The organism is Chromobacterium haemolyticum, from assembly GCF_009936155.1.
Taxonomy (GTDB): Bacteria; Pseudomonadota; Gammaproteobacteria; order Burkholderiales; family Chromobacteriaceae; genus Chromobacterium; species Chromobacterium haemolyticum.
In genome coordinates, this window is record NZ_AP019312.1 from 1,079,882 (window position 1) to 1,103,918 (window position 24,037).

Sequence of the window (24,037 nt, forward strand, 5' to 3'; positions counted from 1 at the left end):
CTTTCCCCTTTCACAGACCAAATTTTGCGATCAGTACCGCCTCGGCGCGGCCGTCGTCTTTTACCCGTGCAAAAAGTCCAGCTTTGGCTGGGAACAACTCGGCCGCGCGTGCCCGGCTTCCGTCTTTGCCATCTCGACGGGCGGCGCGCTTCTGCCATTGCTGAGGCGTTACGAATGAAACAGGAAGGCCAAGGCCAGCGCATACGCCTTCCACGATGCCGGCGCTCTTGCCAAAGTTGAACATGCTGGAAACCCCTTGGCCTGGCATCGCGCCGACCTTCTCGACAACCACATGGGCGTCAGGATACTGACGCATAATGTTGGCCAGCATGGCGGGCGACACGCTGCGTTTCGTTGTCTTTCCGCTCTTGAGCTCGACAACAGGCATGTCGTGCACTTCAACCAAGTTGTCGCCATCCAGCACCGCAATGGCTCCGCTTATCCCAGGGTCGATACCAAGTCTCATGCCGCATTCCTCCAGTCGGTTCTTTCTTGTCTTCCTACCTGGGCCCGGATCAACACGCCGCCGCCCGGGCGATGCAGTCCACGCTCCATACTGATCGCGTCGATACGTGAACCTTTGCCGATCACGCCAGCCAGCTTGATAGCGTCGATCACCGCGTCGATTACGTGAGCAATCTCCGCCGAAAACTCGGACGGCGGGTTAACGATGATCGACACACTGATCGAGCCTTCAAGCGCCGGCTTGTCACCGAAAGCCCGCGCCACCGACTGCCTGAACTCGCCGCGCTTAGCCTTGCTGATAGGCGGGAAGTGGGTGTACAGCGAATATCCATGGCTCATGCTGCCGCTCTCCATTTCCCGTTTTGAACGCTGATCAGGGTTCGTTTGCCGTTCTCGTACTGCACGCAGTGGGTGTGAGCCCAACTGGACAAGCCGGTGTTGTAGCCCATGCTCATGGAAGAGGAGGTGCCGACCTGATAGACGCCGTCTGCTATGCCAGGACTGTGGCTGTGGCCGATCACCAGCTTCGCGCCGGCCTTGGTCATGCCGTGCAAACTGCCGCGGGCGCCGTTGATGCCTTGATCGCCGTGCTGGCTGTACTCGACGCCATCCACCGAGAACGATTCGTCTCGCTTCAGGAAGTGGACCTTGCTGCTGTCCGGCAGGAGCTTGCGCACCCAATATTCCAGCGGGTCCAGGTCTTCGTTAGCGGCTATCGCGTTCAGCATGGCCAGCTTGGTTTCGTGATAAACGATGGCGTTCTGTACGTCGTTGGCGTTACGGTGGTCTTCCAGCCACTTGTAGATGTGCTCGTTGTGATTGGAGCCGGCGAGAACCACTTGGCTGGCACCGGATTCGTCAGCGATGCGGCCGATAAGCGCCACGGTTTCGCGGATCTCGGTAGCTACATCGTCGCCGGCCGATTTGCGGAGACGGAACTTGTCGAAGAAATCGTTGTGATGGCTGGCGCTCTGGAAGTCGAGAACGTCATGCAGCACGATGGTTTCTGGGCGTAGCCGGCTGGCTAGGCTGTCTTTGCCGAAAACGGTAGCTTCCAGCACGCCGCGGTCATGGCGGACACCGTGCAGATCGCCAAGGGTCAGCACCTTGGCGCGGTGGCTCAGCCGCTTCGCGTTGCTGGTGCTGTACTTCTGGTCCAGGTCGTAGAAGCTGCCGTCTTTACCGGCATTCAGGTGACGGAAGTGGGCGTTTGCGCCATCCCACTCAACGACAACGGCGCCTTGAACCTGATGGAACTCACCTTTCTTACCAGCTTTGCTCTGGCTGTAGACAGGCCGGGTGACGGCGCCAGTTGTCAGGACAAACTTGGACGACTTACCGATGCCAGTGGCCACGCTCTCCAGTGCAATCTTGGGATGGCCAAAAATGCCATGGCTCTCGCCGGACATCGTGTGCAAACCGGAAAGAGGGCGCACAGCAGTCGGCTGAGTCGGAACGTCTGCCAGCAGCATCACGCCCGGGCAGAGCTCAACACGGCCTGACTCCATGTAGCGTGAAATCTCAGGGGCGAACCACTCGTGCGGCTTTTCCAGATTGCTGGTTGGGTTACGGTAGGAGATCGGCACCACAATCAGCTTCGCACCGTTTTCGCGGCAGTACTGTTGCAAGCTCTTCAGAAACGGCGCATGGACCGGCGAGCCAGACACGGCGCAGGTGACGACAAACCGATTGCCGTCTACCTTGCGCGCCACGGTCGCGGCCTGGGCAACGCGATGGCGAAAGGTGCGGCCACAGTTGCAGCACATGTAGCGCTGGGCGGCTGCGGAGTGAACGCCGTGTTTCCCTTCGTGGTTGCAATTGGGGCAGGCTATGTTCACTTGTTATCTCCTTTGATCAGTTGGAAAAGCAGCCATAAAGCGAGTCCAGATAACCCCAAGTACATCGCAACAACCAGAACCCAAGCCAAGTTATCGCTCATGCCACACCCTTAATGATCAGCAAACCCTTTTCACGCAGCCGGCGCAGTGTGCGAACCATGCCGCGACGCATGTAGAAGTCCTTCTCGCCCGGCTGCCAGTTGTACGGCGTGCGGCCATCAAGCACCGCATGGCAGGCGTCACAACCGAATGCAGAGGAGATGTCGTCAGCCTTGCGCGCCATGCCGTGGCTTTCGTCAGGCAGATGGCACAGGACCGTCGTGTCCGTGCGGCCGTTGCAAACGCCGGCAATCTGAAGCGTGCATTCCTCGCCGGCGGCGCTGTCGCGAATTGCTTGACTGGTGATGCGCCCACTGTCGCGCCGGCCGGTGCCGGGAGTTGACCCAGGGCGCGGTACGATCTTGCTAGGCTTCACCATTTCGGATCACTCCACATAAGGAAGCCTCCGCCGTTGATCATGCCGTAGCCAAAAGTTGCCGTTCCAAAATCGTGATGGCTGTATCCGATAACTGCAATGACGATGCCCGCCATCTGGCAAACAAAACCAATCAAGAATTTGATCACCGCACATCCTCCCGACCAAGACGAGCGATAACCCGGCTCATGGCGTAGTTGTCGGCCTGCTCTTTGGTCAGCTTCTGCTGAAGCTCGCCGATTTGCTCATAAGCACGGTCAAGCCAGTGTCGTTGCGTTGCCAAGTATTCGGCCCGAACCTTGGCCATAGCACGGCGTCGGGCGTGTCGCATAGCCGGGGCGTTGAGGGTCAGCCATTCAGGATCATTCGCAATACCACGGATGGCCTCTGACAGAATTCCAACGGCCTTACCTCGCCAGATGCCAACTTCGCAGAAGCCTGTGTAGATGAAAAAAACTGCAGGGCCGCCCATCACTCGACCGACACTCAGCCGAGGCAGGCAGAAACCGAAATTTACGGTGATAGTCATGCTGCTTTCCCCCCAATCAACCGCGGATCGGCGCTAAACCGTACTCCGCGTTCCACGCCGAAGGCGTGGATCAATTCGATGAGTTCGTTCATTTGCTTGACGCTGAACTTGCTGGTGCGCTGGCCAAGTATCACGAAGCCGGTTCCGTCGATGTTTGGCACAACCTTGGACTTGGCCAGGCCAGCGGAGAGCAGATCCTTGAACTCTTCCGGCGACAGCTTGATGCCATGCCAGTCGGTCTGTTCGGCAAGCTCGTGCAAACGCACCCACATCAAGCTGTTGGCCTCGGCGCTGCGCTTACTCATCTTCTTGACGCTCAGTTGAACGGCTTCTTGCTCGCCATCCACTAGGGCCTTGACGGATTCCCATACGCGGACCATCTCGGTGCGCAGATCCTGGGGGCGTGCGATAACGAAGGTGTCGGTCATGCATTTCCCCCATCGTCTTCCCCCTTCTTGGCATCTATGCCAAGCCGATGTTGAAGAATGAGCAGCATTGCGACTTCAACACACGTATCGCAGATAGCTACGTTGTTACCAAGACGGCTTTCGCTGAAACCGACCACAGAATCAATCGCGCTGCTACCGCAAAAGTCGCAGTAAAGAACGTCTTCATTTCGAATTGTCATTTCACGCCTCCGACCAGCTCACCGCGAGTAGGAAATTCGCCGCCATGGGCTATATCAAGCGCGCGGTCATGGGAAACCACGGCACGCGTGCGCCAGAAAATGCACCGGCCACGTGCATACCCGGTATTGGAAACACGGGCGATGCCTTTCCACTCTTCAAAAGCACCGTAAGGCTCGGCGCTTACCCAGAAAGCCATGCAAACTTGGCCAAGAATTTGGAGAGCATTCATTGCTGAACCCCTTTCACCACGCCAACGGCCAGCAGCCACATGGGCGATCCAAGAATTGCCAGAACAATCAAGAGCACGACTAGAGACAGGAAGGTTTTCATCAGTCGAACCCTTTCGAAGCAGAGCGGCGAGTGGTAGAGAGATCTTCCAGGGCGGCCATGCGGTGAATTTCCTGCATGTCCGCGTTGCTCATCCGGCTGAACTGGCCCAGGAAAGTCAGGTAGTCGTTTCCAGGTTCGCCCATGCGTTGCTTGCTCGTGATAACCTCAACGACACCCTTGTATGGGCCAGAAGGGTTGTAATACTCATCGCGGTACAGGAACTGGATCACATCGGCTTCTTGCTCGATATCGCCAGATTCCCGCAAGTCCGACATCATTGGCCGCTTGTTGGGGCGCTGCTCCACCGCACGAGACAGCTGGGACAGCGCGATCACCGGCACCTGCAGCTCCTTGGCCAGGTTCTTCAAGCCGGAGGCAATGAGGCGGATTTCGTTCAGGCGGTTTTCGGCGCCGCGGACGGTCATCTTCTGCAGATAGTCGACAACGATCAGGGACAATCCATGCTTGCGCTTGAGCGCTTTGGCCTTGGCTTTCACTTGTGCGGGAGACAGTGCAGGACGGAAGTCGCAGAACAAGCGAGATTCGGTAGCCTTCTTCACGGCCAGCGGCAAACGCACCTCGAAGTCTTCTGCGGTCAAGTCGCCACTTTGCAGCGCGTTTAGTGAAATACCGCCAAAGTTGGCTTGTTGGCGCAGTCCCAACTGCAGCTTGCTCATTTCAAGCGACACGAACAGGGCGGGACCGACGTGATCAGAAACGTATTCCGCAATGTTCAGGGCGTAGACGGTTTTACCCATGCCAGGGCGGCCGGCCACAATCATCAGGTCGCCCGGTTTAAGCCCCAGCAGACGATGGTCGATATCGGTAAAGCCGGTGGGTGTACCGCCAAGTCCGCCGCCGCTCTCGTAGCGCTCTGTCACATAGTCCAGCGACTCTTTGCACAGGTCGGAGCCGGTGGCCAGGTCGTCCTCGCCGCATTCCGGTTGGATCTGCTCAATGGCCCGCAGTGTGGAGTCAATCAGCTCATCAACGTCCTCGGCCTCGTTCGCAGCCATTGCCAGGCGCTCGCCGGTAGCCAGCAAGCGCCGACGCACTGCGCGGTCAGCAACGATGCGGGCGTAGCGCATGATGTTTGCCGCGCTATGGGTGAACTGCGCAACGGTTGCCAGATGTGCGTAGCCGCCGATGCCGTCGAGCTCTTTGCGGCGCTCAAGCTGGTCAGCCACAGTCATCACGTCAGCGACACTGCGCGCTTGGCCGACAGATTCGATAGCCAGGAAGATCGTGCGGTTGATCGGGTCGTAGAAGTCCGCAGCGGTCAGAACCTCCTGCACATCGTCCAGCCGGCGCGGATCAATCAGCAGGCCGCTCAGAACGGACATCTCGCTTTCGGTGGAGTGTAGCTGGATCATGCAGCTTTCTCCTCATGACGGCGTTCAGCGAAACGGCCTTGCGTGGTCAGAATGGCTTTACCCTCAGCGTCCAGCGCCCACAACCGGAACCAGTTGCCGCGGACAGCGTTGCGGAAGGTCTGGCGCCAGTCGGTGTAGCGCTTCGAGCTGCGGCCGCCGTTGACGTACTGGTCCTTGAACTCTGCCCAGCACAACCGCAGGAACTCAATCGGAATGCCAACCTGATCGGCGTACTCAAAAATCGAATCGTCTTCAGGAACCGGCTTCTCGCCAGCAGCCTTGATGTTCTGCAGCCAAGTCTTCAAACAAACAGCCGAGGAGGTGGCGCGCGTTTTACGCGTGCTCTCTCTTTTGTGTTCTTGGGAGTGTTCTAAGGGAGTGTTAGGGTGCAGCTCCTGCACCACCCCTGGTGCAGCCTGTTCACCACCCTGGTGCAGCTCCTGCACCACCCCTGGTGCAGTTCCTGCACCACCTACCCACGATATTTCGTATTCGTTAGTGTCATTGGTTACGACAAAACCGTCGCCAGACTTAGCGGCTTTGTGACGAGTTTTTTTGGTGATGAACCCGCGTTCGACAGCAAGCTTTATGGCATCGATTACAGTGCGACGAGACAGGCTAGTATCTGCCGCAATCGTGTTGTAGCTGGGCCATGCGCCTTGGCCAAATTGGTTCATCCGCGCACCAACAGCAATCAGCACCAACTTGGTATTTGCCGGCAAGTCAGAAGAAAATACGGCGGCTTGCCAAGTGAAATGGTTTTTGTTGCTCATGCGGCAAGACCTTGGTTTCTCTCCATCGCTGCCACAACGTCAGCAGGACGGCTGTTGATTTCGTTGCTGAGCACCAACCAGTAGCGGTGGGCCCAGTCCAGGCGTTTGGCGTTCCACGCGCGCTGCATGCGATTGCTCAGCCAAGCCACGCGCTGCATGTGGAGATGAAGGTCAAAGTCGCTCATGCCGCTTTCCTTTGCACCATGTAGACGACTTCGCGGCCCACATCGCGGCGGGTGATGGCGCCATCGTCGGCCAGCTGGGAAGCGTTGGCAGAAGCGCATTCGAAGGTGATGCCCAGTGCACGGCCAATTTCAGAGATGCTGTAGCCGGCCCGGTGCTGTGCGAGCAGATCCAGGATCTTGTTCATCAGCGGGCGAGAGATCAGCGCCTGGTGGCGGGTCTTGATCACCTCATTGTCCTGCCACATTTCCAGCACCACTTTGTGCGGGCGGAAGTTGGCGCGATCCCAGGCCTCGTCAGCCGGCATTTCGGACGGGATGTCTACGTTGAAAGTCTGAGTAAAGTCGGTCATAATGACTCCTAGTGTTGTTGCAACCCCCGGGAGCCGTTGGAGCGGCGATGATCGGGGGTTTTGCTTTTCCAGCCTGCCGCTGGCGGCTAACTGCTCTTGATTTCCACCATCCGGCCACCTTTGCCTGGCACTTTGTAAGCGCTCAGCTTGCAGCCGCTATACCCTTGCTTGAACACAACCACTACTGCCGGAAACGGCGCTTTGTGGTTGCCTCCGTCAAACCTCAGCCTCTTGTCGAGAACCCGTACTTCCGAGGCTTTCATCACTACCCGGTGCCACCATCTCGTATCCGTTCTTGCCGGGACCAGACACACAACCAGGGCGCCGTCTAAGCTGCTGCGGTAAGCCTTAGCCATCCACAGCTTGATCTCATGTCCGAAGGGCGGATTCATCCAGACCACTTCGCCGGCCCAGTTCTGGGCCAATCCGTCATCAACCTTCGTGTAAAACTTGGTGCACTTCGCGTTTTTTGCTGTAGCGCACACATCAATCGTGAAACCGAATTCCGCGTTGAGTTGGTCAAACAGGGCCTGCGGAGTGGGCCATTCGTAATCACCGGTACTGAAGTGCACGCTGTCGTTGGTCATTCAGGGCTTTCAACCAGTCGGATAGAGCGCCGACCATGTCAGTCAGGACGTTGATGGCATCGTCGTGACCAACGATGTCGCGGAGTAGCTTCTGTTCGTCAGATGGCTTGACGCGGCCAGACAGACGGTCCGCAATCAGCTTTTTCAGAAGTAGGGTGTCGGTGCTGTCTCCAGATGAGGCTTCATCTGCAGAGATATTCAGACCGCGGCACGCTGCCATCTGAATCAGAATCTCCAGATCACCCGAGTGGTCGAAGATCATTTCAAGGTCATCAACGGTAAAACTCCGGTCACCTTTGCTATTGCAGCAAGCACGGACGTGGCCCTCTGTCTTGCCGATCCACCCAGCAACGACTTCAGGACCGCCGGCGCGGCGGACTGTCTGAAGTATTGCTAGATCTAATGACGTTGTCATAGTGATCCTTTTCATGAAGAAAGATCGTTTTTTATTCGCTTGGGTTATTCGATACTTCGTCTGCAGCACACCAGTCACAGAAGGTGACTTTTCCATTGGTTCCACGATGTATTCGATTTGCCATGGGAAAGGATGGGCGGCGATGATTCCCAGCCAGTTGGTACAGATAGCCAACTGAGGTCAGGCATTCATCTGCTAGCTTCTCTCTTTCCTGCGGAGAGATCGTGCGGAGGTAGTCATGCAGCTTCATACAAGAAACTTTAGCAGTAAGCAAAACATTTCGCAAGCGAAACGCACATTGTTTAGCGGTGTGTTTATTTCGCCATTAGCTAAATTTTCTTACCATGAACCCATGGACTTGGATGTTTTTGCTATCCGTAGACTGAACCTGGAAAAGCTGCTTGCCGGTAGGGGAGCTGCGGCGAGAATCGCCGCAAACACTGGGTCGTCTGCCTCGTATATTTCAACCCTGAAATCCGCCGACAGGCGGATGGGGGACGATATCGCCAGACGTATCGAGGACTCGGAGCGGCTGCCTCATGGTTGGCTAGACCAAATTCACTCTGACTCTGATGAGGAAGAGACGGTTATAGTGGCCGGCTCTATAGATGAGCTTGTCCAACAGATGGGCAAGTTAGAGACTGAAGAACTTCACAAGGTCATTGCACGCGCACTAGATCTGCATGCAAAGAAAAAATCTTAAGGGGCCATCGGGCCCCTTACGGTTACTGACTCATCACACGCATTAGCAGGGTGGTGTCCCCCTTCTTGCGTACCTCAATTTCTCCTGTTTTGAACAACATAACTGTTAGCCTAGCGATTTCATCGTCATCTTCAGGATCTTCCCTGAAATGATGGCAGTCTTTGCGATGGATACAGGGTTTGTTTACAGGTTTCTCGCAGTAAGCCATCGTTCTCTCCTCGTCAAGTCGGGCATTGTCTGTCGCTGACTGTCTTCTGTCAGTCATGTTCTGTGGTTATGCGACTATTGTCCGGCTGAAATGCGTCAGCGTCACTAGCGTTTTCGTCAGTAGACAGAAAAAAACTGTACTGATGCGAAAATCTTTATTGTTAATGTGTTGTTTAAAACGCATTACATTTCGCCATTACCGATCCTGTACATCAACTGTTCCATAGTGGCGCATCCGAACTCGATCTTAAGCTGATCAAGGCTGTATCGAACGGTGCTGAGAGGCATGCTTAAATGTGATGCGATCTCTTTTTGTGTAAGCCCGTGCTTAATAATGCAGTGTATTATGGAACGCTGATTGTTTGTCATTTTCGCTAAAAGTCGCTCTGACGCGAAAACTCGGTAGGCTACGTGAGAGAGTTCAGGCAGGACCATGGACAGCGTTTCGCGCAGCACCGGGCAGTCTTCTACCTGCTGGCCGATTAGCGACATGAAGATGCGGCAGTCACCGATTTTGTTGATGAAAGTGAGGCCGTGCGTCATCTTGAAACGCCGGCAGTCTTCGATGTATGACTGCACTGTGCGAGTGGGGGTCGGAGGATTGAGCCACTGGCTCCAGATGATGGGCTCGCCGGCCGGCGCCAGCGCCACGGGGTCGATTAGATGGTATTTGTACTCTGCGTAGCGGAGGAGCCAAGCTTCTGGCCAGCCGCGGTTCACGACCATCGCAGACTGCAGATCGTCATCTCCACAGAATCCAACAAGTATGGCCGGCGCTTCGGCAACAGCGCTGATCACAGCAAGCGCGGCCTCGATGTCTTCACGCGAGCGGGCCTTGAGCAACATGCTTTGGAAGGCGGTGGTCTGGTATACGCTTACTGCTGTTTTTGTTGTGAGCAGCCTTGTAACCTCAGGCAGCCTGGTGATGAATTCCTGCATAGTCTCCTCCTAAATTAAACTTAAGACACGGAGGAAGCGTATGGAAATAGAATGTTCTGATGATGAAGATCAATCGGACTATGGCGACCATTTCGTTGGGTTCACCGACATGGTGACGGTGCAGGAAAGAGAAAACCCGCCTAGCGGCGGGCTGTTTGATCGCTCAAGCATGAGCAAGTTTTTCGATCTGTGGTCGTTCCTGTTGAGCGGCATGCCAGAGATCGTAGTTCATCTGCATCTCTAGCCAGAGCTCCGGCGATGTTCCAAGGTACTCGCTCAGCCGGATCGCCATGTCAGCTGAGATGCCGGCGTGACAATGAAGGATACGGGAAAGATGGGCCCGCGTAATGCCGAGCTGCCCAGCTGCTGCAGTGATGCTAATCTCGTCCAGCCATTCCTTAAGAACGGCGCCAGGATGCGCCGGGTTGTGCATTCGGCTCATCGTGTTTCTCCTAGTGGTAATCCTGGTAGTCAACCAGTTCAACGTGTCCGTCCGCGGTGAAGCGGAAGGTCAATCGCCAGTTCCCATTCACCTTTATCGAGCAGTAGCCACGAAACTTTCCTTTCATTGGATGTGCTTTCCAGCCAGGCACCATGATGTCCTTCGGGCTTTTGGCAGAGCTGAGCGCTGTCAGTTGTAGCGTCAGCTTCTGTTCATGGCTCGGGTCTATGCCGGACCTATCCCCGGTAAGGTAGAATCGCTCTAAGCCCTTGTGGGTGAATGAATTAATCATTGTTGTGTAGTGTATGTATACGACCTAGATGTATCAAGTGTAGTTCGTGAAATTTCTTTACGCTTTGACAACTTGAGTTGCCGTATTGTCACCTGTTCGTGGCTAAACGACATTTCATATCATGCCGCTGCAGGTAGTTCTGATCTGTGAGGATGTTGGTGGAGAAGAACTCGCTCTCAGGCCGTATCGTGGCGCCATCCCTACGGAAGATGAGGTTCAGATCCGTGGCTTCCCCGCTGTAAGCGCGCCGGAGCTTGGGGAAGAACTGCAGGTGTATATAGGGCTTCTGCTTGTCAAAACCGATGCTGGCGCCGTTGGCCGCATCCATCCCGCCGCTACACCTGGTCATGAAGTTGAACAGGGTCTGCCCGTCGGCAAGCTTGATCTGCTTCGCGAAGAACAGGCCGATCTGGAAATCTTGCCTGTTTAATCTGACCGTCTCGGTATCGCCTGGAACCACGCCCGGCATTTTCGGGACGCGGACGGCCTTGATGTCCGGGTACGTCTTCAGCGCGTGCTTTTGTAGCAGCTCCCATCCATCCGCTGGACTCTCCAGCGCGTACTTCTCCGCCGGCGACACCGGCACGTTGATTGTCACCCCCGCTGTCGCGCCCGCGGCCACTACCAGTCCCATCACCACCATCGCATGCGACACATGAGATGAACCCGCTTGCCAGGCTACTGCCATCCTCTTGCCCTTTTTTCTTCTAAAACTACGGCCATCATGTTAACCAAGCCATCATCCGAAAGTGACGCACTGGCCGGCCCGGAGTCATGCAGGAAAGCATTAACATCCTTTGGGGTGATGTGACCATTCCAGGCGCTGTACATTTTGAAAACCACATCAAAAGTAGTGATGGATGCCTGCTCGTCCTTGCTTTGCCCTCTCGCATCAACGATACCCATCAGCTGATAGGTGAGGTCTTTTGCAGTATCGGAGCTGCCTTTCAGCCTGAACGCAACAAAAGCCTTTGCCATTGAAGTGTACAAACGTTCTGTCGGTTCATTTCCTTTTGCCAGCTTCAGCTCGTTGCATATCTGGATCCCGTCCGATATCGAAACCGCTTCTAGTGCATGAGCACGAATGTCTGCCTCATCACAAACCACAAAACCTGGCTTCTGCGGCCTTGGTGCCGCTGCCACCTCTTCATCGCCACCGCACCCAGCCAGCAGCACCAACGAAAAGCACCCCACGCATACCATAGCTCTCATCTTTGCCTCCTTGTGACATTGGCATTGTAGCCCTCTGTGACAAAGCCTACGTTTCGCACGGTGTTGTACTTTCGCAATTATTTCGCGTGGTGCTAAATAAATGTCTTGCTAAATGTTTTGCTGGCAGCTAAAGTTTGTTCAACAGGCAGCGAAACATTGCCACCGATCCTTAACAGACAAGTACCACCGCCATCCGGCAGCAATGCCGAAACAGTGCCTGCAAGACGACAGTAAGGCCAGTGAGCGCGAGTAGCCCAGGTCCGGCGCTAGAGCGAGGGAGGTTCAACGAATCTCTCCAAGGACACAGCTACACGGTTTCAGCTCGCTGATGTTGGTTGATGGAGCGGCGCCATCTCAGGCGCGAAGAAAGTCAGTCAGGCGTGAGAACCACCCTTGGCGGCAGAGAGATGCCAAGCCCACCGTGGCAGAAAACGGGGGAGGAAATACCAAGCCACCCACCCGATGCGCGCCGCAAGGCGATGGCAAGGGCCTTAAATCGCAGATGAGGGGAGGGTGGTGTGGAGTGAGTAAGACTGGTGACCACGGCCAGGCGACCGAGCAAAGGAAGCGAGCGGGTGGAGGTGGCAGGCGAGTACTGGGCCACGGATGGCGCTACGGCGCACCAGATCACTAGCCGTGTGGCGAACGGCATAACGCAGTCAACCAGCCTTATACACGACGACATCGCAGCACAATCAGCCGGAGGAACATCGCTACCGGCGCCGGACGCTGTACCCGGCAAGCCGCTTCTCACGAGGCGGCACATTGAAGCGGCGGCGTGGAAAGCAGACACGCTGATACATCCTAAGCAGTGATTGAGTTGGACCGGCAGCGTGGCGAAATCCACGTCGGGGAGCTCCGATAGTCCGAACGGGCATCGCCTCTGAATGTCACTGGTGCAAATCCAGTAGCCGAAAGCAAAAGGCTGGAGGCTGGCGTAGTCAGGGACTCAGGATGTAACGACTGCATTAGCCGGAGTAGCGCCCGGCCCGCTTCAATGTGTGATGCAGCACAAAGGCGAGAGCGGACTAAACGGCTTTTCCGACTGACCGGCGTAAGCGGTTATCACCGTCAGATATGAGGGAAGGCCGCGCTGGGAGCGGTTGACGGACCCAGGCCAACCGTTATGCCGCCAAACAAGATGAACATGGTTAAGAGCAACTATGGGTGCCGGTGCAAATCCGGTCGGCATAACAGTTGGTGATCGCGTGGAGCTAAGCGGCTTCGGCCCCGGACTTTGAAGCGCGACGAGAGCGCCAGCCTTGAGATAGGGGTGGACACCAACAACCCAATCAGGCAGACCGCTTTGCCGAGCGCGGTCCCTCCACGGTGCTTGGACCGTGTTTGCCGAATAGACCAAGACGACCCGGTGAGAGGCCGGGGCCAACACAAGAGCGGCGGTGTGGATGGACACACCTGAACCCTATCGATGGCCAGCGCTATCGTCCGAGTAGGGTACGAATGACGGGAACATTAAGCCGGTGTCGAGTCCGGCCCGCTCCTGTGTTGGTGAGAGCAGCGCAACCTTGGCAGGCTAATGGGGCGCCACCCCAGCGCATGCCGCCACTTATTCGCCCGCTAAGCGGGCTTTCTTTACGGGAGTACCGCAATGGAAATCACTCTGCCTGAGCTGCAAGAGGGCGAGAAGTACGCTGGCCTGATCCTGATCGACGGCAAGCCGTCGCATCACGTTGTGCTGTTGGATGGCGATGTTGAGAAGGCGTGGGAAGATGCGCGGGCCTGGGCCGCAGAGCAGGGCGGCGATCTGCCAAGCCGCGAAGAGCAGGCGCTCCTGTACGCAAACCTGAAAGCCGAGTTCAAGCCGGAGTGGTACTGGAGCAATACGCAGTACTCGCGCTACACCGCCTACGAGCAGACCTTCGACTATGGCACTCAGCACTACCACGTCAAGCTCAACGAATTGCGTGCACGAGCCGTCCGCAGATTACCCATTTAGCCATTCATCTATTCAAAAAGGCAGCGTATATGGGAACGTTCATCGTCAACGGTAAACAATATCGTCTGCCGGTTTTTGAAGGCATCACCTGCGAAAACGATATTCGACAATTTGCCAATCACATGGGCTGGGCTACATGGGAGTTCAGCTTTAACACGGGAAATGGCTGGGTCAATTTGTCCAGCTAAGCCGGGGAAGCAACAAGCCGCCGCAAGGCGGCTTTCTCTTTGGAGGATGCCATGTCGACCATGACCATTAAATCCAAGAAGAACACAGTCTATCGTGGCCATCGCGCTACGTACTTCCAGATTTTCGAAGGGGAAACATTTATCGCAGAAGGTTTTGCGCCTGGTCATGACGCCACGGACGCCGCCTGCTGTGCATCCTACTGGGGAGACTGACATGAAACGTGAACTGCATTTTGTATGTGCGCTGCTTGAGGTTTTGAAATTCGGGCATGAGCGCAGCTGTAGCTGGATGGTGGCAGAGGCCATGCCGCAGCAGGCCATCATTATCTGGTGCTGATTTAGACGACCCCACCGTACCGCGCCGGTGGCCGCGAAAGCGGGTTACTTCTCGGGCGCGCGCTCCGTCCGACAAGCGCGGGTGAGCAGGCCCTTCGGCCTTATGCAACAGCGCCGGCAGTCTTAATAGATAGCCTGATGCCGGTTGTACCCACCCCGCCTAGAGCAGGATTTTTATTGGAGATAGAGATGAAAACGTGGAATGTTGATTTCGTGCCGCGCGGTCGTCGCGGGCAAACCAGTTTGCGCGTTGAAGGTGTCCGCGCATCTGACCGTAACGCCGCGATCATTGCCGCGGCATCTAAAGAGCGGATTAACGCCGCTGACTACAAGACTAAGGCGCAACTGTCGTCCGAAGGCGCTGGGTTCGGTGGGGTGCAGAGATGACTGAATTGGAAAAGCAGATGCTGAAATCACTGGATGAGCGCGCAGCATTCGAACTGTTCTACGCCAAGCAATGGCAAAGCGCATCGGCAAACGTGGCGCAATACAGCATAGAGGATCTGTGCAACGAACTGACGGAAATGCGAAACGGTGACACGTACGGAGAAGGCCTGGACTACCTGAATTTCTTGTGGGAAGGCTGGCAAGCTCGCGCCGCCATCGCGGTCGCCGAGGCCGCGCAGCCGATGAAGACACGCAAGCCGAACACCGGTCATCCTGCGCTACAAAAACTCATCGATTCGATAGATCTTGTAGATGGCATCGCGTGCTGGGATTACGAATTCATGTATGACGTGCGAGATGCATTGAACGCGGCAGGTAGAGCCCAGCCGGCGGCCGTGCCGGATGAAATGCAATACTCCGTGGTCTCCAAGGGTGAGCGCATTCCAGATAGTTATGTTGAAGGCTGGAACGCCTGCCGCGATGCCATGCTTGCTGCTAAGGATTAATCCAATGACTGATTTGGAATGGAAGATGCTGGAAGCGTTGAACACGATACATCACAGCATGTTGATGGCGAAGACGCTTGGCAATGACTACCGCCGCGAGATTGAACTGTCGCTGAATGTGGCCGTGGATGCTATGGCTGCGCTCAAAGCTGCGCTGCCTGCAACCGGTAAGGAATCCTTACAGGTTCAACTGGCGCCCAACTCTCCGGCTATTCCGGATGGTTGGCAACTGGTTCCAATAGAGCCAACCGAGCAAATGTGGGATGCCGGGCGTGATCCAATCATGTTCCGCGAGCTTGGACATTTTCGCCATGGGCAAGAAATCCCAGCATGGCAAATCGGTACAGATGGCACGGTCGAAACCGACAAGAGCAAGGGGACGACCGCAGTACATGTGTGGCGCGCCATGCTCGCCGCCGCGCCGTCGCCGGCCCAGGTCGGACAACCGACTTATAGTTCCGATGAATCCATGCGCCTCACCATTGACAGCATGAAGCGGATTGGAATGGCTCTGGCATCTCACATTTCACAGCAAAAGCGAAACCGAGACAGACTGTCGCCATTACATTGGGCTGACGCGGAGCGCAACAGCATAACACAAGAAATTTCCGACCTTGAGCCGCTATGCGAATTCATCAGTTGCAATGTGAAGCTGATGCGCCAGCAAGGCAACGGCGTCACGTATCTCTGTCTGAAAAATTACCATGCTGACAGCGATGAAAGGGGAGAGTAATGGAAATGAATGGAATTGAGACCCCGACACTGACAGGAGCGGCTTTGGACTATGCGGTGGCTGTCGCATCAGGGCAGAAAAATCCGCAGCCAGGTTTGGACGGCGGGTGCGTTGTATCACATGGGCACACTCTTCACAGATTCTGCCCATCGACAGAGTGGGCACATGGCGGACCTTTGCTCGATAAGTTTGCAGTTTCTGTTACGCCATTATCTGACGCGCAGTGGCGAGCAGAAGAGTTCATTACCCACGAGACCGCTCTCGGCGATGAGTATCTTGTCGCAACTATGCGTTGCATCGTTATGGCTGAGCTTGGTCAAATTGTGAAAGTGCCGGAGCAACTTTGCCGAAGGGATTCCACATGAAACCTCCCAGCAAACAGGCCATCCGCGCCATCGGTGGTAAACACCTTCTCTACAACGACAACTGCAATGTCTACCTCACTGGCTATCAACAAGCGGTGATCGACATGCCCGCGACTTCGACGATCTGAAACTGCGGTCGATGTCGAAAGAGCGGGTGATTGGCTTCTTCCAAGATCGGCTGGATGAGATGAAGGAGACGGCAAAGTGAGCGCATACGACATTGATTTGCAGCGCCCGTGGGCGCGCACCCGCCAGCGCATCACCGTCATTGCTCTCGACATCAAACGGGCAGTGAAAAGCGCCGAGGATATGACCGGCATGGTCGCCTACGGCTGGAGGAAAGTCTCATGACACAGTTCCTGCTTCGATTTGCTGGCGGCCTACTTCTGGTCGCCATTTTTTTTGCGGTGCAGATGCTGGTGCAAGCCGCGGAGCAGCTGTAATGGGCTGCGCTGTTATTGGCGATCTGTCGCGGCATATCGCGGCGGAGACGCGAGCAGAAGAGGAGCGGCTAGACATCGAGCGGGCCCGTGATGCGTACATCGCGGACGGCGTTGATTGGGATGACGCCGCCGGCAGGAACGAAAAGACGCGGCAACTCAGCGCCATGGCATTGGCGGCAGCGTATGCCGGTGATGTCCGTGCAGCAAAAGACCTGGCCGGACAGCTGTTGGATGAAGCCGCTGGCGATTACTACCGGTGTGAAATGGAGAAAGCAGCATGACACCTATCGAAGCTATCAACGCCATTGCGCTGCACCGCCTGGACATCCATTTCCATCGGCCAGAGCGCGGCAAGATTTCCGTCTGGTCTGAAGAGCAGCGCGACCGCGTTTACGCGATGCTGCACGAGTACCCGGACGAGTTGGCCGCACTGTGCGGCGCGGTTGAAATGTGGGTTGCGCGGTATGGGGTACCCATGAACAAGGAGGCGGCGTGATGACGTACACACCAGAGCCGTGGTCAATCTCTGATGCGCCATATCAAATCGTTGGCCCCGTCGGACAAACCATCGCGAAACTTACCAGCCTAGACATGGACAACGCCTGCCGCATCGTGGCCGCAGTAAACGCCGTGGCCGGCATGCCGCAAGATGACCTTGAAGAGTTGGCCAGGGTAGAAGGCGGTGTGATGTCGCTGACTGTCTACGCGGACGATATGCGCCAGCGCGTCGAAAAGCTCGAAGCCGACTACGCCGCTCAGGGTCTTGCACTCAAAGCGGCCAAGGCCATGCAGGCCGGCGAGACGGAGCGGGCGGATAGGGCAGAGGCACAGCGGGATAAGTTGTTGAATGCCATTAAGCCGTTCATCAACGCCACGCTTACGGATGATGGGCAAATTATCGGTCTGATGCGTGAAGATTTTGAGCGCGCTAGAGAAGCCAGTGTTTTGAGTGCGGAGGTTGTATGGGCATCCTAGCTTTTCAAGCGATGCAGTTTGCGTTCAAGGTACACGCAAATCAGCGGCAAAAATACACAAACAAACCGTACACCGACCACCTTGCCGAGGTTGCTGGAATTGTGGCCGCAGTTGTCGAATCTCCAAACTCTGATCCCTTGGTGGCAACGGCATGGCTTCACGATTGCGTTGAGGATCAGGCAATCAAACTCGGAGATCTCATGCGTCAATTCGGCGCTGAAGTGGCATGCGGCGTCATGCTGTTGTCTGATATAGAGATTGGCAATCGTGCAGAAAGAAAAGCCGCCAGCCGCCTCAGATTATCCGAGGCACCATGGTGGGTTCAAACGATCAAAGTCGCCGACATGATCAGCAACACCTCCAGCATCGTCGAGCACGACCCGAAGTTCGCTGCCGTTTACCTCGAGGAAAAACGCCTACTGCTAGATGTTCTGACAAAGGCAGACCAGAGGCTAGTCGAGATGGCGCGCAACCAAATCAATAGAGGAAACGCAACATGATCGGCCACGACACCACGATCCGCGATTGGCTGGAAATCAAGCAGCGTGCACGTAGCCACGACCTTCAACCCAACATCAAAACCCCACCCATGCCGCCAGAGCTGAAACGCCGGCGCGACGATAGCGAAGAGCGCCGAATGTACCGGCAACTCGCAGGGGATGAACCCATTCAACAGGCCGCTTAAGCGGCCTTAAATTTTGGAGAAGTGAAATGGATCTGAAATCTTATCTGGCAAAGCGTGGCATCGATTTTACGGAAGCAGATGATGGGAAATTGTCCGTCGGCGGCTACCTGGACCTGCGCGGCACCGGCATCACCGCGCTACCCGATGGCCTGACCGTCGGCGGCTCCCTGGACCTGGAGGGCACCGGCATCACCGCGCTGCCCGATGGCCTGACCGTCGGCGGCTACCTGGACCTGGAGGGCACCGGCATCACCGCGCTACCCGATGGCCTGACCGTCGGCGGCTACCTGGACCTGCGCGGCACCGGCATCACCGCGCTGCCCGATGGCCTGACCGTCGGCGGCTCCCTGGACCTGGAGGGCACCGGCATCACCGCGCTGCCCGATGGCCTGACCGTCGGCGGCTACCTGGACCTGCGCGGCACCGGCATCACCGCGCTGCCCGATGGCCTGACCGTCGGCGGCTCCCTGGACCTGCGCGGCACCGGCATCACCGCGCTGCCCGATGGCCTGACCGTCGGCGGCTCCCTGGACCTGGAGGGCACCGGCATCACCGCGCTGCCCGATGGCCTGACCGTCGGCGGCTACCTGGACCTGCGCGGCACCGGCATCACCGCGCTGCCCGATGGCCTGACCGTCGGCGGCTACCTGGACCTGCGCGGCACCGGCATCACCGCGCTGCCCGATGGCCTGACCGTCGGCGGCTCCCTGGACCTGCGCGGCACCGGCATCACCGCGCTACCCGATGGCCTGACCGTCGGCGGCTACCTGGACCTGGAGGGCACCGGCATCACCGCGCTACCCGATGGCCTGACCGTCGGCGGCTACCTGGACCTGGAGGGCACCGGCATCACCGCGCTGCCCGATGGCCTGACCGTCGGCGGCTACCTGGACCTGGAGGGCACCGGCATCACCGCGCTGCCTGACAATTTCACTGCGGACTCGGTGTATCTAGACCCGGCCAAAATCTCGAACGTCGCATATCGCGAGAAATGCGGCCGCAACGATCGGACTATTTTTGCGGCCTGGGTTGGCGATGTGCCGCACATTGCAGCCGGTTGTTTTTGGGGGCCGCTGGATAAGTTCGAAGCAGCTGTAGACGACAGCTACAACGGCGCCGCTGCTGAGAAATACAAACAGGCGGCAAGGGACTGCGTCTCTGAGCTGGCAATCAAACTTAGCAAGGCCGCCTAAGTGGCCTTTTACTTCACGAGACAGATATGGCAAACCAACTGGAAACACTGCAAGGAGACATCACCGCGATTGCGCCGCAGTTTGACGCGGTGCTTTCCGATCCTACGCTCAACTTCGGCGCTGAGTCGGGGTTTGCCATGCAGATTCTGCAAGGCAACGACTTCTTGGCGAAAATCGCCTATGGCAACCGACAGTCTTTTGTCGACGCTGTGGTCAATGTGGCCGCCATCGGCATCAGTCTGAACCCAGCCAAGAAGCAAGCTTACCTTGTGCCGCGAAAGGGCAAAGTATGCCTCGACATAAGCTATATGGGCATGATGCACCTCGCCCAGCAGACCGGCGCTATCCAGTGGGGGCAAGCGCTGATCGTCCGCGAGAGCGACACGTTCGAGCTAACGGCAATCGACACCGCGCCAATTCATAAATACAGCCCATTCGCCACCGATGAGCAACGCGGCAAGATCATCGGCGCGTATGTGGTCGTCAAGACTGATGGCGGCGACTACCTCACCCACTGCATGACCATCGCGGACATTTACTCGATCCGCGATCGTTCCGAGGCTTGGAAGAAGTATCAGCAGGACAGCTCCAAGAAATGTCCATGGGTCACGGATGAATTGGAGATGGTCAAGAAGACGGTCGTCAAGCAGGCATCGAAATACTGGCCGCACCGTGATCGGCTTCAGCAGGCCATCCACCACATGGACACCGAGGGTGGAGAGGGGTTTGTTCGTGATTCTGAGCGTGATGTCACTCCCAGTACACAAGAACAACAGGCGCTTCTTGCGGAGCTGCTGGAAGAATACGGCAGAACGTGGGAGCAGCTTTCGTCAGCATACCCCCGCAACACGCCATACAGAGGACAGGGCATGGAGAGCGTGACCATGGTCGACATGCAAACCCTCATCTCCTTTGTGCAAAGGAAGATCAATGACACCAAGAACCAATCAGCAGCTACGGCATGACCTTGCACGGCTGACACTGGGACGGATGGGCTTTGATGGTTCCAAGGTTGAACAAGGTTCCCACGAGTGGGAAATCATGCGATTTGGCGTCATCACCGCCAGCCGAGCCAGGGATCTGATTGCCAAAGGCCGCACCGCAGGTAGCGTTGGAGAGGCACGACGCACTTACATGATGGAACTGATCGCAGAAGTTGCCACAGGGCAGCAGAAGCGAAGCGGTGGCAAGGCGACGACATGGGGACATGAGCAGGAATCGTCCTGTGTTGGCCTGTATGCCTTCGACTGCGGCATTGAAATCGAGTCCATTCCGTTCATATATGGCGATGACCATATGCGCTATGGGGCTAGCCCTGACGGTCTAATTGGCGATTTGTCCGGCATTGAGGCAAAGAACCCGTTCAATACGGCGGTTTATCTAAAGTTCGTCTTTGACGAGGAGGTCAAGCCGGAATACCTAGAGCAGGTTCAGTTTTCCATGTTCGTTACTGGTCGTGAAACCTGGGTATTTGCCAACCACGACCCAGATGTCCGCAATTACATATTCCACAGCGTCACGATTGAGCGAGACGAGGCCAAGATGAAAACCTTTGCCGACGCAATCGGGCAATTCACCTACGACATGGATCGCAACCTTGAAAAGCTGGGCTACACGTTCGGTGATCAATGGTCGCATCTAATCGATAACAGAAAGGCGGCATGAGATGGCAGCCGAAGACATCAAAGACCTCGTAGTCATCGAAAAGACCTCCGTTCAGGAGGTCTTTCTACATAGACCAACCCTTGACGGGATATTGGAGCAGATCCGCACCAAGGCTATGAGCATCGCGCCGGACCTGTCCACGGCGACTAGTCGCAAGAGCATTGCCAGCGTGGCATACAACGTGGCTAAGGCTAAAACCTACTTGGATGACCTTGCCAAGGAGCGCGTGGCTGAACTGAAGGAGCTGCCGAAGCTGATCGACGAAAACCGCAAATACATGCGGGATTCCCTAGATGCTCTTAAAGACGAAGTTCGTCAGCCATTGACCGACTGGGAAGCGGAGCAAGAACGCATCGCCGCTGAACAGAAGGCCGCCGAAGAGGCTGCAGCCCTCGCTCGCCAGATCGAAGCCGATCACGAAATAGCGCTGCTGATGGACCGCGAGCATGACCGTTTGGCCGAGGAAAAACGCCAAGCCGATCTGCGCGCCCAGCAAGAACGCGAGGCCGAGATAGCGCGTCAGGCTGAAGAGAAAGCGCGTCGTGAAGCTGAGGAAAAGGTCGAGGCCGAGCGACAGGCCGCCATGCGTCGCGAGCTTGAAGCAAAGCTTGCCGCCGAGCGGGCAGAACAGGAGCGCGAAGCCGCCGAGCAACGCGCAAAGGATGCCGAAGCACGAGCCGTCCGCGAGAAAGCGGAAGCAGAAGAGCGCACCAGGCAGGCGGCCATCGAGGCTGAAGCAAACGCAAAGCGAGCCGCCGAGGAAGCTGCCGCGGCCGAACGGCGCCGGCAAGAGCAGGAAGCTGAGGCGAAGGCCGCCGAAGAACGCCGCCGAGCAGCCGATACTGCCCACCGTGCGATGGTGAATCGTGAGGCGCTGGATGACCTGATGGCTACCAGCCTGAACGAAGAACAAGCCAAGGCCGTAGTCTGCGCCATCGTCAAAAAACAAGTGCGCCATGTCGCCATCCAATACTGAGGACAATCATGAACAGCATATCTTTCGACGGCAGATTAGCCGCCGACGCCGAGCTGCGCTACACCCCCAGCGGTGAGCCGGTACTGTCGTTCCGCGTAGCCAGCGACATCGGCTTTGGCGAGCGCAAGAGCACCAACTGGTTCAGCTGCCAGGTATGGGGCAAGCGCGGTGAATCGCTGAAGAATTACCTGGCCAAAGGCCAGCAGGTAACCGTTTACGGCCAACTGACCATGCGCGAATGGGAAGACAAGGATGGCAACAAGCGCTTGTCACCAGATGTGCGCGTCAATGAGCTGAGCCTTCAAGGTGGCGGCCAGGAAGCCGGCGAGTCGCGGTCATCCCGCCAAGATCCGCCGGCCGCGCCGCGGCGTCAGGAGCAACGTCCTGCACCGAAGCAAATGGATGATCTGGACGACGATTCGATCCCATTCTAACTGGAGGTTCCCATGAGCCAATCGCCATTGGAGATCGCTAGGGAGCGAGCTAAAGAACTGCGCCAGTCTGGCGTTCAGGCAGTGCGGCTTGACCCGATTGAAAAAGCCAGAGCAAATCCTCGCTCAAAGGCTCTGGCAATTAAAGCAATGTGCTGGGAATGCGTTGGAGCTGGAGCAGACCCAAATCCAAGAGGGCAGATCAGAACATGCCAGATCACACGGTGCCCGCTTCACCCTGTTCGTCCATGGCAAGGAAAACAAGAGGAAGATGGTGCCGAGGACACCGAATAGCAATGCTAGTAAAACCCCACCGCCGCCGAATGTGGATCCGCTCGGCATTACGAAAACAAGCCCGCCATCAGCGGGCTTCTTCTTTGGAGCACATCATGTGCGAACACGACGAGAAACAAGGCGAGTGCCAATCGTGCAAAGCACTCGAAGAAGCCAACCACAGGCTTGCCGATGAAGTAGCCGGACTGAAGCAAGAAAACTCTTGGCTACGGAGTGGATTGAGAGAGCGCAATGAACTACCCGCCACTGAGAAGTAAGCCGCGGGTTGTGCCGGCGCTGGCTCAGCTTTTTGTGGTGCCGAAGTTAACAATCAAATCGGTTGTTCTGACATACAGCCGGACCACTGTCATCGAAAAAGTTGGCAAGTTGCCCTCCTCGATATTCACGGCGAAAGAGGCGATGCACTTGCTTTGCATGAGCTTGGATTCGGCAAGAAAGATATGTCAGGACGGATTAAAGCTAGGCCTTCTCGTGGTGGCGAAGCGGGATGGGAAACTGATTTTTTATCGCAAGACAACCAGATCGTTAGATCTGGAATGGAGATGAGCATGGAGAATTTTCAGGCAAAGCCGGGTGAGGCATTCGGCGGCGGATTTTATGTTTGCCGCTTTCATGTTGGATCCGACGAATATGCCCTAATCGTGGCGCCGAAATCCGTCGGGGAGACCAAGGGCACGTGGGGAGAGCATGGCGTGGAGATCCCTGGCGCACGCAGTTGCTGTGATGGTGCTGAAAATACCAGGCACATGGCAGAGGCAGGTAGTGAACTCGCTTCTTTGATTGCTAGGCTTGATATCAATGGCCTACGAGACTGGTATCTGCCGGGCCGTGATGAATTGGAAATGTGCTTTCGGTACCTGAAGCCGACGTCGGATGAAAACTATTGCGCGTTCCGAGACGGTGAAAACGCTAGCAGTATTCCGGTTGGCTATCCGTACACCAAGCATGAACCGGCACAGACAGCCGTCGATGCCTTCATTGCCGGAGGAGCGGAGGCATTCGATCCTGGTTGGTATTGGTCGTCTACGCAGTACTCGCGCTACCTCGCCTACGTACAGAGCTTCTGGAATGGCCTTCAGCTCAGCTACGACAAGACCAGCACATTGCGTGCACGAGCCGTCCGCAGGGTTCTCATCAGCAATTGATCCATTCATCCATT

43 protein-coding genes are annotated in these 24,037 nt (G+C 56.6%); 23 read left to right on the forward strand and 20 right to left on the reverse strand.

Annotated features, from left to right (window positions below; all coding sequences use genetic code 11):
- Window positions 1–10: 10 nt before the first annotated feature.
- The 15 genes from GYH29_RS04975 to GYH29_RS05045 form a co-directional block, all read right to left on the reverse strand.
- Window positions 11–466 carry a RuvC family protein gene (locus GYH29_RS04975; RefSeq protein ID WP_161523269.1) on the reverse strand — a complete coding sequence of 152 codons (456 nt, stop codon included), beginning with the start codon at window positions 464–466 and terminating at the stop codon, window positions 11–13.
- Window positions 463–804 (reverse strand): hypothetical protein, encoded by a 342-nt coding sequence (locus GYH29_RS04980; RefSeq protein ID WP_161523270.1) that lies wholly within the window; start codon window positions 802–804, stop codon window positions 463–465. The genes GYH29_RS04975 and GYH29_RS04980 overlap by 4 nt, the downstream gene beginning before the upstream one ends.
- Window positions 801–2,303, reverse strand: coding sequence for an IS1 family transposase (locus GYH29_RS04985; RefSeq protein ID WP_161523271.1), 1,503 nt, complete (start codon window positions 2,301–2,303; stop codon window positions 801–803). Before GYH29_RS04985 ends, GYH29_RS04980 begins: the two co-directional genes overlap by 4 nt.
- 97 nt (window positions 2,304–2,400) lie before the next feature.
- Window positions 2,401–2,781, reverse strand: a complete 381-nt coding sequence (locus tag GYH29_RS04990; protein ID WP_161523272.1) for a nuclease domain-containing protein — start codon at window positions 2,779–2,781, stop codon at window positions 2,401–2,403.
- Window positions 2,775–2,927 (reverse strand): hypothetical protein, encoded by a 153-nt coding sequence (locus GYH29_RS04995; protein WP_161523273.1) that lies wholly within the window; start codon window positions 2,925–2,927, stop codon window positions 2,775–2,777. Before GYH29_RS04995 ends, GYH29_RS04990 begins: the two co-directional genes overlap by 7 nt.
- Window positions 2,924–3,307 carry a hypothetical protein gene (locus GYH29_RS05000; protein WP_161523274.1) on the reverse strand — a complete coding sequence of 128 codons (384 nt, stop codon included), beginning with the start codon at window positions 3,305–3,307 and terminating at the stop codon, window positions 2,924–2,926. The genes GYH29_RS04995 and GYH29_RS05000 overlap by 4 nt, the downstream gene beginning before the upstream one ends.
- Window positions 3,304–3,735: a recombination protein NinB gene (locus GYH29_RS05005; protein WP_161523275.1), complete on the reverse strand. Its 432-nt coding sequence runs from the start codon at window positions 3,733–3,735 to the stop codon at window positions 3,304–3,306. The genes GYH29_RS05000 and GYH29_RS05005 overlap by 4 nt, the downstream gene beginning before the upstream one ends.
- Entirely contained in the window at window positions 3,732–3,935 is a 204-nt protein-coding gene (locus tag GYH29_RS05010; RefSeq protein WP_161523276.1) for a hypothetical protein, read from the reverse strand. The genes GYH29_RS05005 and GYH29_RS05010 overlap by 4 nt, the downstream gene beginning before the upstream one ends.
- The gene (locus GYH29_RS05015) at window positions 3,932–4,165 is read right to left on the reverse strand and encodes a hypothetical protein (protein ID WP_161523277.1); all 234 of its coding nucleotides are present in this window, start codon (window positions 4,163–4,165) and stop codon (window positions 3,932–3,934) included. Before GYH29_RS05015 ends, GYH29_RS05010 begins: the two co-directional genes overlap by 4 nt.
- Window positions 4,166–4,265: 100 nt before the next feature.
- Window positions 4,266–5,639 carry a replicative DNA helicase gene (gene dnaB / locus GYH29_RS05020; RefSeq protein WP_161523278.1) on the reverse strand — a complete coding sequence of 458 codons (1,374 nt, stop codon included), beginning with the start codon at window positions 5,637–5,639 and terminating at the stop codon, window positions 4,266–4,268.
- Window positions 5,636–6,412: a helix-turn-helix domain-containing protein gene (locus tag GYH29_RS05025; RefSeq protein ID WP_161523279.1), complete on the reverse strand. Its 777-nt coding sequence runs from the start codon at window positions 6,410–6,412 to the stop codon at window positions 5,636–5,638. The genes dnaB and GYH29_RS05025 overlap by 4 nt, the downstream gene beginning before the upstream one ends.
- Window positions 6,409–6,597: a hypothetical protein gene (locus GYH29_RS05030; RefSeq protein WP_161523280.1), complete on the reverse strand. Its 189-nt coding sequence runs from the start codon at window positions 6,595–6,597 to the stop codon at window positions 6,409–6,411. Before GYH29_RS05030 ends, GYH29_RS05025 begins: the two co-directional genes overlap by 4 nt.
- On the reverse strand, window positions 6,594–6,947 hold the full coding sequence (locus GYH29_RS05035; RefSeq protein WP_161523281.1) for a winged helix-turn-helix domain-containing protein: 354 nt from the start codon (window positions 6,945–6,947) through the stop codon (window positions 6,594–6,596). Before GYH29_RS05035 ends, GYH29_RS05030 begins: the two co-directional genes overlap by 4 nt.
- 86 nt (window positions 6,948–7,033) lie before the next feature.
- Entirely contained in the window at window positions 7,034–7,534 is a 501-nt protein-coding gene (locus tag GYH29_RS05040) for a DNA N-6-adenine-methyltransferase (RefSeq protein ID WP_161523282.1), read from the reverse strand.
- Window positions 7,500–8,123 carry a hypothetical protein gene (locus GYH29_RS05045; RefSeq protein ID WP_161523283.1) on the reverse strand — a complete coding sequence of 208 codons (624 nt, stop codon included), beginning with the start codon at window positions 8,121–8,123 and terminating at the stop codon, window positions 7,500–7,502. The genes GYH29_RS05040 and GYH29_RS05045 overlap by 35 nt, the downstream gene beginning before the upstream one ends.
- Window positions 8,124–8,187: 64 nt before the next feature.
- Here GYH29_RS05045 and GYH29_RS05050 point away from each other — a divergent pair, with 64 nt between their 5' ends.
- Window positions 8,188–8,652, forward strand: coding sequence for a hypothetical protein (locus GYH29_RS05050; protein WP_161523284.1), 465 nt, complete (start codon window positions 8,188–8,190; stop codon window positions 8,650–8,652).
- Between the two features lie 390 nt (window positions 8,653–9,042).
- On the opposite strand, the gene GYH29_RS05055 is transcribed toward GYH29_RS05050, so the two are convergent.
- From GYH29_RS05055 to GYH29_RS05075, 5 genes are all read right to left on the reverse strand, one after another.
- On the reverse strand, window positions 9,043–9,798 hold the full coding sequence (locus tag GYH29_RS05055; RefSeq protein WP_161523285.1) for an autoinducer binding domain-containing protein: 756 nt from the start codon (window positions 9,796–9,798) through the stop codon (window positions 9,043–9,045).
- A gap of 163 nt (window positions 9,799–9,961) precedes the next feature.
- The gene (locus tag GYH29_RS05060; RefSeq protein ID WP_161523286.1) at window positions 9,962–10,240 is read right to left on the reverse strand and encodes a HigA family addiction module antitoxin; all 279 of its coding nucleotides are present in this window, start codon (window positions 10,238–10,240) and stop codon (window positions 9,962–9,964) included.
- Between the two features lie 10 nt (window positions 10,241–10,250).
- On the reverse strand, window positions 10,251–10,532 hold the full coding sequence (locus tag GYH29_RS05065; RefSeq protein WP_161523287.1) for a type II toxin-antitoxin system RelE/ParE family toxin: 282 nt from the start codon (window positions 10,530–10,532) through the stop codon (window positions 10,251–10,253).
- Between the two features lie 88 nt (window positions 10,533–10,620).
- Window positions 10,621–11,220: a hypothetical protein gene (locus tag GYH29_RS05070; protein WP_161523288.1), complete on the reverse strand. Its 600-nt coding sequence runs from the start codon at window positions 11,218–11,220 to the stop codon at window positions 10,621–10,623.
- Complete coding sequence (locus tag GYH29_RS05075; protein WP_161523289.1) at window positions 11,211–11,744, reverse strand: hypothetical protein; 534 nt, start codon at window positions 11,742–11,744, stop codon at window positions 11,211–11,213. The genes GYH29_RS05070 and GYH29_RS05075 overlap by 10 nt, the downstream gene beginning before the upstream one ends.
- A gap of 1,609 nt (window positions 11,745–13,353) precedes the next feature.
- Between GYH29_RS05075 and GYH29_RS05080 the strand changes: the two genes are divergently transcribed.
- From GYH29_RS05080 to GYH29_RS05175, 22 genes are all read left to right on the forward strand, one after another.
- Window positions 13,354–13,701 (forward strand): C-type lectin-like domain-containing protein, encoded by a 348-nt coding sequence (locus GYH29_RS05080; protein WP_198001640.1) that lies wholly within the window; start codon window positions 13,354–13,356, stop codon window positions 13,699–13,701.
- 29 nt (window positions 13,702–13,730) lie between these two features.
- Window positions 13,731–13,889 (forward strand): hypothetical protein, encoded by a 159-nt coding sequence (locus tag GYH29_RS05085; protein ID WP_161523290.1) that lies wholly within the window; start codon window positions 13,731–13,733, stop codon window positions 13,887–13,889.
- A 51-nt stretch (window positions 13,890–13,940) separates the two neighbouring features.
- On the forward strand, window positions 13,941–14,102 hold the full coding sequence (locus tag GYH29_RS05090; RefSeq protein WP_161523291.1) for a hypothetical protein: 162 nt from the start codon (window positions 13,941–13,943) through the stop codon (window positions 14,100–14,102).
- A 1-nt stretch (window position 14,103) separates the two neighbouring features.
- Entirely contained in the window at window positions 14,104–14,226 is a 123-nt protein-coding gene (locus GYH29_RS24985) for a hypothetical protein (RefSeq protein WP_269473797.1), read from the forward strand.
- Between the two features lie 188 nt (window positions 14,227–14,414).
- Window positions 14,415–14,612 carry a hypothetical protein gene (locus tag GYH29_RS05095; RefSeq protein WP_161523292.1) on the forward strand — a complete coding sequence of 66 codons (198 nt, stop codon included), beginning with the start codon at window positions 14,415–14,417 and terminating at the stop codon, window positions 14,610–14,612.
- Window positions 14,609–15,118, forward strand: a complete 510-nt coding sequence (locus GYH29_RS05100; RefSeq protein WP_161523293.1) for a hypothetical protein — start codon at window positions 14,609–14,611, stop codon at window positions 15,116–15,118. Before GYH29_RS05095 ends, GYH29_RS05100 begins: the two co-directional genes overlap by 4 nt.
- 4 nt (window positions 15,119–15,122) lie before the next feature.
- Window positions 15,123–15,851 carry a hypothetical protein gene (locus GYH29_RS05105; RefSeq protein ID WP_161523294.1) on the forward strand — a complete coding sequence of 243 codons (729 nt, stop codon included), beginning with the start codon at window positions 15,123–15,125 and terminating at the stop codon, window positions 15,849–15,851.
- Window positions 15,851–16,216 (forward strand): phage protein NinX family protein, encoded by a 366-nt coding sequence (locus tag GYH29_RS05110; RefSeq protein WP_161523295.1) that lies wholly within the window; start codon window positions 15,851–15,853, stop codon window positions 16,214–16,216. Before GYH29_RS05105 ends, GYH29_RS05110 begins: the two co-directional genes overlap by 1 nt.
- Complete coding sequence (locus tag GYH29_RS24990; protein WP_269473798.1) at window positions 16,213–16,344, forward strand: hypothetical protein; 132 nt, start codon at window positions 16,213–16,215, stop codon at window positions 16,342–16,344. The genes GYH29_RS05110 and GYH29_RS24990 overlap by 4 nt, the downstream gene beginning before the upstream one ends.
- A 76-nt stretch (window positions 16,345–16,420) precedes the next feature.
- Window positions 16,421–16,567 (forward strand): hypothetical protein, encoded by a 147-nt coding sequence (locus GYH29_RS05115; RefSeq protein ID WP_019101057.1) that lies wholly within the window; start codon window positions 16,421–16,423, stop codon window positions 16,565–16,567.
- Between the two features lie 91 nt (window positions 16,568–16,658).
- Window positions 16,659–16,940 (forward strand): hypothetical protein, encoded by a 282-nt coding sequence (locus GYH29_RS05120; RefSeq protein WP_161523296.1) that lies wholly within the window; start codon window positions 16,659–16,661, stop codon window positions 16,938–16,940.
- Window positions 16,937–17,155, forward strand: coding sequence for a hypothetical protein (locus GYH29_RS05125; protein ID WP_161523297.1), 219 nt, complete (start codon window positions 16,937–16,939; stop codon window positions 17,153–17,155). Before GYH29_RS05120 ends, GYH29_RS05125 begins: the two co-directional genes overlap by 4 nt.
- A complete protein-coding gene (locus tag GYH29_RS05130) occupies window positions 17,155–17,634 on the forward strand; it encodes a hypothetical protein (protein ID WP_161523298.1) in 480 nt (159 codons plus the stop codon). The genes GYH29_RS05125 and GYH29_RS05130 overlap by 1 nt, the downstream gene beginning before the upstream one ends.
- Window positions 17,622–18,134, forward strand: a complete 513-nt coding sequence (locus GYH29_RS05135; RefSeq protein WP_161523299.1) for an HD domain-containing protein — start codon at window positions 17,622–17,624, stop codon at window positions 18,132–18,134. Before GYH29_RS05130 ends, GYH29_RS05135 begins: the two co-directional genes overlap by 13 nt.
- Window positions 18,131–18,319 (forward strand): hypothetical protein, encoded by a 189-nt coding sequence (locus tag GYH29_RS05140; protein WP_161523300.1) that lies wholly within the window; start codon window positions 18,131–18,133, stop codon window positions 18,317–18,319. The genes GYH29_RS05135 and GYH29_RS05140 overlap by 4 nt, the downstream gene beginning before the upstream one ends.
- A gap of 26 nt (window positions 18,320–18,345) precedes the next feature.
- Window positions 18,346–19,512: a leucine-rich repeat domain-containing protein gene (locus GYH29_RS05145; protein WP_161523301.1), complete on the forward strand. Its 1,167-nt coding sequence runs from the start codon at window positions 18,346–18,348 to the stop codon at window positions 19,510–19,512.
- Between the two features lie 26 nt (window positions 19,513–19,538).
- A complete protein-coding gene (locus GYH29_RS05150; RefSeq protein ID WP_161523302.1) occupies window positions 19,539–20,477 on the forward strand; it encodes a recombinase RecT in 939 nt (312 codons plus the stop codon).
- Complete coding sequence (locus GYH29_RS05155; protein ID WP_161523303.1) at window positions 20,443–21,177, forward strand: YqaJ viral recombinase family protein; 735 nt, start codon at window positions 20,443–20,445, stop codon at window positions 21,175–21,177. The genes GYH29_RS05150 and GYH29_RS05155 overlap by 35 nt, the downstream gene beginning before the upstream one ends.
- 1 nt (window position 21,178) lies before the next feature.
- A complete protein-coding gene (locus tag GYH29_RS05160) occupies window positions 21,179–22,153 on the forward strand; it encodes a cell envelope biogenesis protein TolA (protein ID WP_161523304.1) in 975 nt (324 codons plus the stop codon).
- An 8-nt stretch (window positions 22,154–22,161) separates the two neighbouring features.
- Entirely contained in the window at window positions 22,162–22,587 is a 426-nt protein-coding gene (locus GYH29_RS05165; protein WP_161523305.1) for a single-stranded DNA-binding protein, read from the forward strand.
- Between the two features lie 522 nt (window positions 22,588–23,109).
- A complete protein-coding gene (locus GYH29_RS05170) occupies window positions 23,110–23,424 on the forward strand; it encodes a hypothetical protein (RefSeq protein WP_161523306.1) in 315 nt (104 codons plus the stop codon).
- Complete coding sequence (locus GYH29_RS05175; protein ID WP_161523307.1) at window positions 23,421–24,023, forward strand: DUF1566 domain-containing protein; 603 nt, start codon at window positions 23,421–23,423, stop codon at window positions 24,021–24,023. The genes GYH29_RS05170 and GYH29_RS05175 overlap by 4 nt, the downstream gene beginning before the upstream one ends.
- The last annotated feature ends 14 nt before the right edge of the window (window positions 24,024–24,037 follow it).

What these genes read in the sequence shown, in the direction of transcription:
- GYH29_RS04975 (WP_161523269.1), bottom strand. Translation starts at nt 466, where the DNA reads ATGAGACTTGGTATCGACCCTGGGATAAGCGGAGCCATTGCGGTGCTG.
- GYH29_RS04980 (WP_161523270.1), bottom strand. Translation starts at nt 804, where the DNA reads ATGAGCCATGGATATTCGCTGTACACCCACTTCCCGCCTATCAGCAAG.
- GYH29_RS04990 (WP_161523272.1), bottom strand. Translation starts at nt 2,781, where the DNA reads ATGGTGAAGCCTAGCAAGATCGTACCGCGCCCTGGGTCAACTCCCGGC.
- GYH29_RS05000 (WP_161523274.1), bottom strand. Translation starts at nt 3,307, where the DNA reads ATGACTATCACCGTAAATTTCGGTTTCTGCCTGCCTCGGCTGAGTGTC.
- GYH29_RS05005 (WP_161523275.1), bottom strand. Translation starts at nt 3,735, where the DNA reads ATGACCGACACCTTCGTTATCGCACGCCCCCAGGATCTGCGCACCGAG.
- GYH29_RS05010 (WP_161523276.1), bottom strand. Translation starts at nt 3,935, where the DNA reads ATGACAATTCGAAATGAAGACGTTCTTTACTGCGACTTTTGCGGTAGC.
- GYH29_RS05015 (WP_161523277.1), bottom strand. Translation starts at nt 4,165, where the DNA reads ATGAATGCTCTCCAAATTCTTGGCCAAGTTTGCATGGCTTTCTGGGTA.
- dnaB (WP_161523278.1), bottom strand. Translation starts at nt 5,639, where the DNA reads ATGATCCAGCTACACTCCACCGAAAGCGAGATGTCCGTTCTGAGCGGC.
- GYH29_RS05025 (WP_161523279.1), bottom strand. Translation starts at nt 6,412, where the DNA reads ATGAGCAACAAAAACCATTTCACTTGGCAAGCCGCCGTATTTTCTTCT.
- GYH29_RS05030 (WP_161523280.1), bottom strand. Translation starts at nt 6,597, where the DNA reads ATGAGCGACTTTGACCTTCATCTCCACATGCAGCGCGTGGCTTGGCTG.
- GYH29_RS05035 (WP_161523281.1), bottom strand. Translation starts at nt 6,947, where the DNA reads ATGACCGACTTTACTCAGACTTTCAACGTAGACATCCCGTCCGAAATG.
- GYH29_RS05040 (WP_161523282.1), bottom strand. Translation starts at nt 7,534, where the DNA reads ATGACCAACGACAGCGTGCACTTCAGTACCGGTGATTACGAATGGCCC.
- GYH29_RS05050 (WP_161523284.1), top strand. Translation starts at nt 8,188, where the DNA reads ATGCAGCTTCATACAAGAAACTTTAGCAGTAAGCAAAACATTTCGCAA.
- GYH29_RS05055 (WP_161523285.1), bottom strand. Translation starts at nt 9,798, where the DNA reads ATGCAGGAATTCATCACCAGGCTGCCTGAGGTTACAAGGCTGCTCACA.
- GYH29_RS05060 (WP_161523286.1), bottom strand. Translation starts at nt 10,240, where the DNA reads ATGAGCCGAATGCACAACCCGGCGCATCCTGGCGCCGTTCTTAAGGAA.
- GYH29_RS05065 (WP_161523287.1), bottom strand. Translation starts at nt 10,532, where the DNA reads ATGATTAATTCATTCACCCACAAGGGCTTAGAGCGATTCTACCTTACC.
- GYH29_RS05070 (WP_161523288.1), bottom strand. Translation starts at nt 11,220, where the DNA reads ATGGCAGTAGCCTGGCAAGCGGGTTCATCTCATGTGTCGCATGCGATG.
- GYH29_RS05075 (WP_161523289.1), bottom strand. Translation starts at nt 11,744, where the DNA reads ATGAGAGCTATGGTATGCGTGGGGTGCTTTTCGTTGGTGCTGCTGGCT.
- GYH29_RS05080 (WP_198001640.1), top strand. Translation starts at nt 13,354, where the DNA reads ATGGAAATCACTCTGCCTGAGCTGCAAGAGGGCGAGAAGTACGCTGGC.
- GYH29_RS05085 (WP_161523290.1), top strand. Translation starts at nt 13,731, where the DNA reads ATGGGAACGTTCATCGTCAACGGTAAACAATATCGTCTGCCGGTTTTT.
- GYH29_RS05090 (WP_161523291.1), top strand. Translation starts at nt 13,941, where the DNA reads ATGTCGACCATGACCATTAAATCCAAGAAGAACACAGTCTATCGTGGC.
- GYH29_RS24985 (WP_269473797.1), top strand. Translation starts at nt 14,104, where the DNA reads ATGAAACGTGAACTGCATTTTGTATGTGCGCTGCTTGAGGTTTTGAAA.
- GYH29_RS05095 (WP_161523292.1), top strand. Translation starts at nt 14,415, where the DNA reads ATGAAAACGTGGAATGTTGATTTCGTGCCGCGCGGTCGTCGCGGGCAA.
- GYH29_RS05100 (WP_161523293.1), top strand. Translation starts at nt 14,609, where the DNA reads ATGACTGAATTGGAAAAGCAGATGCTGAAATCACTGGATGAGCGCGCA.
- GYH29_RS05105 (WP_161523294.1), top strand. Translation starts at nt 15,123, where the DNA reads ATGACTGATTTGGAATGGAAGATGCTGGAAGCGTTGAACACGATACAT.
- GYH29_RS05110 (WP_161523295.1), top strand. Translation starts at nt 15,851, where the DNA reads ATGGAAATGAATGGAATTGAGACCCCGACACTGACAGGAGCGGCTTTG.
- GYH29_RS24990 (WP_269473798.1), top strand. Translation starts at nt 16,213, where the DNA reads ATGAAACCTCCCAGCAAACAGGCCATCCGCGCCATCGGTGGTAAACAC.
- GYH29_RS05120 (WP_161523296.1), top strand. Translation starts at nt 16,659, where the DNA reads ATGGGCTGCGCTGTTATTGGCGATCTGTCGCGGCATATCGCGGCGGAG.
- GYH29_RS05125 (WP_161523297.1), top strand. Translation starts at nt 16,937, where the DNA reads ATGACACCTATCGAAGCTATCAACGCCATTGCGCTGCACCGCCTGGAC.
- GYH29_RS05130 (WP_161523298.1), top strand. Translation starts at nt 17,155, where the DNA reads ATGACGTACACACCAGAGCCGTGGTCAATCTCTGATGCGCCATATCAA.
- GYH29_RS05135 (WP_161523299.1), top strand. Translation starts at nt 17,622, where the DNA reads ATGGGCATCCTAGCTTTTCAAGCGATGCAGTTTGCGTTCAAGGTACAC.
- GYH29_RS05140 (WP_161523300.1), top strand. Translation starts at nt 18,131, where the DNA reads ATGATCGGCCACGACACCACGATCCGCGATTGGCTGGAAATCAAGCAG.
- GYH29_RS05145 (WP_161523301.1), top strand. Translation starts at nt 18,346, where the DNA reads ATGGATCTGAAATCTTATCTGGCAAAGCGTGGCATCGATTTTACGGAA.
- GYH29_RS05150 (WP_161523302.1), top strand. Translation starts at nt 19,539, where the DNA reads ATGGCAAACCAACTGGAAACACTGCAAGGAGACATCACCGCGATTGCG.
- GYH29_RS05155 (WP_161523303.1), top strand. Translation starts at nt 20,443, where the DNA reads ATGACACCAAGAACCAATCAGCAGCTACGGCATGACCTTGCACGGCTG.
- GYH29_RS05160 (WP_161523304.1), top strand. Translation starts at nt 21,179, where the DNA reads ATGGCAGCCGAAGACATCAAAGACCTCGTAGTCATCGAAAAGACCTCC.
- GYH29_RS05165 (WP_161523305.1), top strand. Translation starts at nt 22,162, where the DNA reads ATGAACAGCATATCTTTCGACGGCAGATTAGCCGCCGACGCCGAGCTG.
- GYH29_RS05170 (WP_161523306.1), top strand. Translation starts at nt 23,110, where the DNA reads ATGAACTACCCGCCACTGAGAAGTAAGCCGCGGGTTGTGCCGGCGCTG.
- GYH29_RS05175 (WP_161523307.1), top strand. Translation starts at nt 23,421, where the DNA reads ATGAGCATGGAGAATTTTCAGGCAAAGCCGGGTGAGGCATTCGGCGGC.